Consider the following 5,701-nt stretch of genomic DNA (forward strand, 5'->3'; position numbering starts at 1 on the left):
GCCCGCTGGATCTGGTCGGCGGTCGCGTCCCGCGACACCCCGAGGACTTCGTAGTAGTCGCGGGCCACCCGATCTCACTCCTCGCGTCGGCTGACCACCACGGCCGCCGGCCGCAGCTGGCTCGAGCCTTGCCCGTAGCCCGGTCGCAGCACCTCGACCACCGTCCCGGGTGCGCTGTCGGCCTGCTCGACGACACCGACCACCTCGTGACGCTCCGGGTCGAATGGCACCCCTGCCTCGGCATCGCGTGGATAGCCGAGCTGCTCGAGCACCTGTGACGCCTGGTCGAGAATGCTCCTCACGCCCTCTACGACCGCGTCGGACTGGTCACCCGTGTGGGCGATCGCCCGCTCCAAGTTGTCCACGACGGGCAGCCAGGCGCCAGCCACCCTGGACCGTTCCGTCGCCCGCTCGCGGTCCAGTTCGCGGGTGTATCTCTTTCGCAGGTTGTCCAGATCGGCGACCGCGCGCCGCCAACGATCCTCGAGCTTGGCCAGCTCGGCGGCCGAATCGGCTTGGGAGGCAACCGCTTCGGGCGGGCTGTCGCCAACCGCGTCGCGGTCCTCGTCGGTCTTCGAATGTTCTGTCGAGCTGACCATTGCGCCTCAGCCCCGGTCGAACTCGGCGTCGACTACGTCGTCGTCGCCAACTCGCGAGCCCTGGCCGTTACCGGACGGGTGCTGCTCGTTGCCGCCGCCGGCTGGGGCGGGCTGCAGCCCGTAGAGCACCTGCTGCAGTTCGGATGTCAGCGATTGCACCCGGTCCAGCGGGGCCTCGTCCTTGATGGCTTGCCGCCCGTCGGCGACCAGCATCTCGGCGCGGGCCCGGTCATGTGGCGCCGCGGAGTCGCCTAGCTCGGCGAGGCGGCGCTCGACTTGGTAAGCGGCCGAATCGAGTTCATTGCGCGCATCGACCAGCTTGCGCAGCTGTTCGTCCTCGCGGCGGTGCGCCTCAGCCTCGGCCAGCATCCGCTCGACCTCGCTCTGATCGAGGTTCGACTGTTCGCTGATGGTGATGCTCTGCTCGGCGCCCGTGTCCTTGTCGCGCGCGGTGACATGCAGGATCCCGTTAGCATCGATGTCGAAGGTGACCTCGATCTGTGGCTCACCGCGCGGGGCCGGTCGGATGTTCTCCAGCTTGAACCTGCCGAGTACGCGATTGTCCTTGGCCATCTCGCGTTCACCTTGCAGCACAACGATATCCACGGCCGGCTGGTTGTCTGCAGCGGTGCTGAACACCTCGCTGCGCCGGGCCGGGATGGTGGTGTTGCGCTCGATGATCTTGGTCATCACGCCGCCCGCTGTCTCCACACCCAGCGAGAGTGGGGTGACATCGAGAAGCAAGACGTCGGAGACCTCGCCCTTGAGCACGCCCGCCTGGATCGCGGCACCCATTGCGACCACCTCGTCCGGGTTGACTGTCATGTTTGGGTCCTTGCCGCCGGTGAGCCGGCGGACCAGGGCCTGGACGGCGGGAATGCGGGTCGACCCGCCGACCAGGATGACCTCGTCGATGTCATTGGCCGTCACTTTGGCGTCGTCCATCGCCTGCTTGACCGGGCCCATGCAGCGCTCCACGAGATCGTGCGTGAGTTCGTCGAACTTCGACCGATTGATGGTCATGGTGAGGTGTTTGGGGCCATTGGCGTCGGCAGTGACAAACGGCAGGTTGACCTGCGTCTGTGTCACCGACGACAGTTCCACCTTGGCTTTCTCGGCCGCCTCGAACAGCCGCTGCAGCGCCTGCGGATCTTTGCGCAGATCGATGTTGTTCTCACGGTGGAACTCGTCGGCCAGATAGTCCACGAGCCGGTGGTCGAAGTCGTCGCCGCCCAGATGGGAATCACCGGCGGTGGAGCGAACTTCGACCACGCCGTCACCGACGTCGAGAAGGCTGACATCGAAGGTGCCGCCGCCGAGGTCGAACACCAGCACGGTCTCGTGGCCCTTTTTATCCAGCCCGTAGGCCAGTGCCGCGGCCGTGGGCTCGTTGATGATGCGCAGCACATCCAGCCCGGCGATCCGGCCGGCATCCTTCGTGGCGTTGCGTTGGGCGTCGTTGAAGTACGCGGGAACGGTGATCACCGCTTCCTTGACCCGTTCGCCGAGGAACTTGCTCGCGTCGTCGACGAGCTTGCGCAGCACCTGCGCGCTGATCTCCTCGGGCGAGTAATGCTTGCCGCGCACGTCGAAGCGCGCGGCGCCACCCTCGCCCTCGACGACGTCGAAGCTGACCGCCTTCGCTTCCTCCGATATTTCATCGAAGCGGCGACCGATGAATCGTTTCGCCGAGTAGATGGTGCCCTTCGGGTTCATGATCGACTGCCGCCTGGCCAGTTGCCCGACCAGACGCTCGCCGTTCTCCGTGAAGGCCACCACCGAGGGCGTGGTTCGCGCACCCTCGGCGTTGGGAATCACGATCGGCTCCCCGCCCTGCCAGGCGGCGATCACCGAGTTCGTTGTACCGAGATCGATGCCTACCGCTGTTGCCATCGTCCATTCCTTTCGGTTGCCGCTGGCGAGAGGTTGCGTTGCAGCACACGCCACAAGACGCGTCGTAATCACTCCCGAACAAGAAGTCTGGCGATCCGTAGCCAGAGTCGCGTGCGCCCGGTGAGCCGAAAATCTGGGTTCTGATTCGGCCTGGTAGCACTACAGCGGAGTCTGTTAGCACTACAGCGGAGTAACGTTAAATCAGCGGATCTCGGGTGGTCAGTTTCGGACCCGGAAGGGCGCTTCGAAGCGCCGATGCGGGTAGCTTCCCGGATGCGTTAGCGAACAATCCGGCCACGGATGGTTCGAGAGGAGGGCCTGAGCGCGGCCACTCCAAGGTGAACAACGAATCGCACAGCCCGGTAGAGCGCACCCTGCAGCCCCAACAGCTTTCGCCAGGGGGTTTGACCGCGTTGTCAAACGTTACCTTCAGCGATTCCGACGCCAACGAAATCTTCTGCGTCGCCACCGCCGCCGTTGGCGGCCTTGCGCCCTGCCAAGTTGAGGCCAGTTACCGGTCGGTTAACGGCGGGTTCGTTCGCTTTCCACCGTCCCAAGCGGCACACCCCGACGTCGAACGACACATCCGCGAGTCGGGCTCGGATGGGCAGGTCGATTTACAAAATGGCCGGTGGGGGTGGGCGTTCCCGCTGAGTCACCGAAGCACCGTCAACGGGTGTCTGGTGGTCAGCGCCGCGAGTGCACCGTCGGAAAATCAGTTTCAGTTGTTGACCATGCTCGCCCAGCAGGCCGGCGCTGCCCTGGCGCATGCCGCAATGCATGACCGCGACACCGGTACGGCGGCAAAGCTGAGAAAGGCGAACGCCGACCAGGAGGTAGCGAATCGCAAACTTGCCACCAAGGTGTCACGGCTGCAACGTCAAACGAACGTGCACGAGATATTGAGCGCGGCGGTGGCGGCGGGTAGGGGCGAGCAGGGCATCGTGAACGCGCTGTATGACCTGACAGGGCATTCGGTGGGCCTCGAAGATAGGTTCGGCAACCTACGCTGCTGGGCCGGACCCGGACAACCCCGCCCCTACTCCAAACAGGCGGCGGACAAACGCGAACTCCTGCTGCACGAGCTGGCCGCACAGAACACACCAGCGCGGATCGGGGGGCGGGTGCTCACGCTCGTCCAGCCCCGTGCCGAGATCCTCGGTGTCCTCGCGTTGAGCGACCCGGACGACACGGTGACCGAGGACGACTTGTTTGCCCTGCGCTATGGCAGCACCGTTCTGGCGCCGGAGCTTTCCCACCAGCGAACCGTCGCTGAGATCGAACTCAATCTGCGCCGCGATCTTGTCGACGATCTGTTGGCCGGCACCGACCGAGACGGGGCCTACGCTCGTGCCGACGCCCTAGGCCACGACCTGCGCCGCCCACACTACGTGGTGGTGGCACAAAACGCCGGTTGCGCACAGACCGCCTTAGCAACAGCCGCGGGGCGCGCCGCGACCGTGTTGCACCGGAACTATCTGCAAGGACGCTACGCGGGACTCGTGGTTCTGCTTACCGACGGCCGCCCGGACCCGCGGGCGTTTCACCACGCGATCAGTGAAATCCTCGGCGCGACAACCAGCGTGATCGGCATCGGCAGTCGTTGCGAGGTGCCCGAAGAATTTCCGCAGTCGTTCATAGAAGCGCGCCGCGCCCTGAACATCCGACTGCACTCGGCCAATCCGGAAGGCGCAGCGGCGTTCGACGAACTCGGATTCTATCGCCTCATCGACGCCGCCCATGGCGGCGGCGAGGTCGAAAGTTTCGTGCGCGAGTGGCTGGGCCCGCTCCTGGATTACGACGACCGCAAGAACTCCGAACTGGTGATGACCCTGAGCGATTACCTGGAGTGCGGTGGAAACTATGACGAATCCGCGGCTGCACTGCACATCCATCGCAGCACGCTTCGCTACCGGCTGGCGCGCATCGCCGAACTCACCGGCCACGACCTCCGTAACGTCGATACCCGGTTCAACCTGCACGCCGCGACACGGGCGTGGCGATTCCTGAATCCGATCGTTGACCGGCAGCCCGGTGCAACGGGCGTCTAGGGTGAGCCGTCGCCCGACTCACTCACTGTGATCTTGCTTGTCTTGGTGCTCTCGGCCTTCGGCACATAGAGTTTCAGCACGCCATACGCCAGGGACGCCTCGATGTCGCGTTCCCGAAGGTGGCCCGGCAGCATTAGGCGTAACTCGAACTCACCGACCCGCCGGGTCCGGTGGCGGAACAAACCTTCGCGCTTGCGCTCCTTCACCTCACCAGTTACCACTAATTCGTTGCCGTTCAGATTGACATCGACGTCCTCGCGCCGCACACCAGGAAGCTCGACCTCGATGAGATACGCGCTTTCGGTCTCGACGATGTCGGCCGCCGGTATCCAGGCACCATCACCGGTGGAGGCACCGAACACCGACTGCGCCAGCCGATCCATCTCGGTATAAAGATTCTCGAACTCGCGAAATGGGCGCCAGCTCCGCGCCTGGCCTGCGGAATGTTGCACTCGCAGAGTCATGTCAATTCCCCTTTACGTTTCATCAGCGGTTGTGGTCAAAGAATGCCCCGTGGATGCGGGCGGGCGCCTCGCACTGTCGGGACGGTTTGAGCCCCGCGATTTCGCTCGCCGGGGTCAGTCACGACAAGTGCGACCGTCGGCATCAGAAAACCAGCCGAAATAGTGTGAACACTCGGTTCCAGTGCTCAGGTGACGGGTTGGACACCTTCGGGTCCACCACGCGGAACGAACGGGCCAACGCGATGCTCAACCCGCCGAACAGCTCTGGCAGCAGCTGCTCAGTGTCCTCGGCGAACGTAATGTCCCCAGGTGGTCGTCGTACCACCTGGCGCAGCAACTCGCGGATCTCCTCGGCCTCGTCGAGCTTGTCGAACTCGCGCATTCGTTCCTGGACGCCCTTGGTGATCGGAAGGTCCTGCGCCACAATCACGTCACGGCCGTTCCACTTGGCCGAGTTACGCCCGGCGATGGCGATGTCATCGATCTGCTCGTCGACGAACTCCCGGAAGCGACGTACGTCGTTCTTGTCGATCTTGATGCTTGCGACCGAGCGGAAGAACCGTTCGAACACCGGAATACCCGACGGATGGGTCACGCGTTACCTCCGGTCCATAGATCCAAAATGGCCCGGCCGGGCCGACACTTCACGTTGGCACTTCGTGGGTGACACCGAACCGGACCCGCAGGTGCAATC

5 protein-coding genes are annotated in these 5,701 nt (G+C 64.4%); 1 reads left to right on the top strand and 4 read right to left on the bottom strand.

The annotated features are described in order from the left end of the window. Nucleotides 1–74: 74 nt before the first annotated feature. Both QOH60_RS03440 and dnaK read right to left on the bottom strand, forming a co-directional pair. Complete coding sequence (locus QOH60_RS03440) at nt 75–599, bottom strand: nucleotide exchange factor GrpE (RefSeq protein WP_526417109.1); 525 nt, start codon at nt 597–599, stop codon at nt 75–77. 6 nt (nt 600–605) lie between these two features. Further along, nucleotides 606–2,492, bottom strand: a complete 1,887-nt coding sequence (gene dnaK / locus QOH60_RS03445) for a molecular chaperone DnaK (RefSeq protein WP_526417111.1) — start codon at nt 2,490–2,492, stop codon at nt 606–608. 413 nt (nt 2,493–2,905) lie between these two features. Here dnaK and QOH60_RS03450 point away from each other — a divergent pair, with 413 nt between their 5' ends. Next, nucleotides 2,906–4,543: a PucR family transcriptional regulator gene (locus QOH60_RS03450; RefSeq protein ID WP_526417113.1), complete on the top strand. Its 1,638-nt coding sequence runs from the start codon at nt 2,906–2,908 to the stop codon at nt 4,541–4,543. On the opposite strand, the gene QOH60_RS03455 is transcribed toward QOH60_RS03450, so the two are convergent. Beyond that, the gene (locus QOH60_RS03455) at nt 4,540–5,007 is read right to left on the bottom strand and encodes an Hsp20/alpha crystallin family protein (RefSeq protein ID WP_526417115.1); all 468 of its coding nucleotides are present in this window, start codon (nt 5,005–5,007) and stop codon (nt 4,540–4,542) included. The two genes, QOH60_RS03450 and QOH60_RS03455, sit on opposite strands and share 4 nt — an antisense overlap. A 142-nt stretch (nt 5,008–5,149) precedes the next feature. Continuing rightward, nucleotides 5,150–5,602, bottom strand: a complete 453-nt coding sequence (locus QOH60_RS03460; RefSeq protein ID WP_526417118.1) for a DUF1931 family protein — start codon at nt 5,600–5,602, stop codon at nt 5,150–5,152. Nucleotides 5,603–5,701 lie beyond the last annotated feature (99 nt).

Source organism: Mycobacterium sp. (genome assembly GCF_032159765.1).
GTDB lineage: Bacteria > Actinomycetota > Actinomycetes > Mycobacteriales > Mycobacteriaceae > Mycobacterium.